This is a genomic window from Streptococcus sp. GMD4S (assembly GCF_000296955.1).
Genome location: NZ_AJRE01000403.1, coordinates 1 through 576, shown reverse-complemented (window position 1 = coordinate 576; position 576 = coordinate 1). Strand labels below are relative to the sequence as shown.

1 protein-coding gene is annotated in these 576 nt (G+C 39.4%); it reads right to left on the bottom strand.

Going from position 1 to position 576, the window contains the following annotated elements:
• Window positions 1-576 (bottom strand): tetratricopeptide repeat protein (locus GMD4S_RS10185; protein WP_000330169.1); only part of this gene is annotated, 576 nt, incomplete at both ends.

Here is a 576-nt window from a genome sequence, read left to right as displayed (position 1 = left end):
GATAAGTATACTGCTCCAGAAATTCAGGATTATCCTTGAGATCAAGCGATAGTTCCTGATAGAGCTCATAGGCCTTATCTAAATCCTCGATTTCCTGGTAAGAACGGGCAATCATCCACTTGGTCAAGAGATTTTCAGGTTCTTGACTTTGGAGAGCGATGATATCTTCATACCGCTCTTGTTCCATATAAATGGTTGCAAGGCGAAGGAAAATTTCTTCTGTATCCTCTGCATCTTCTTTTGCAGTAAGAAGAAACTGCTCAGCACCACTAGGATCATGTAATTCATACGAAAACTGTGAAGCAGCTAGTAAGAGCCGAGTTTCAAACGGATTTTTCTCCAAACCTTGTTTAACGATACGAAGGGCCTCTTCCACCTGATGTTCCTTGTACAAGGCTTGACTATAACCATACTCATATCCTTCAAAATCAGGTGAGATGGTATCAATCTGCTTAAAGTAAAGAACAGATTTTTGATACTCTTCCTGATCAAAGTAAAGACTAGCCAGTTCAAAGGCAGTTTGGTCATCGTATTCTAATTCTAAAGCTTTTTCTAAGAATTCAGTTGCAGCTTCAA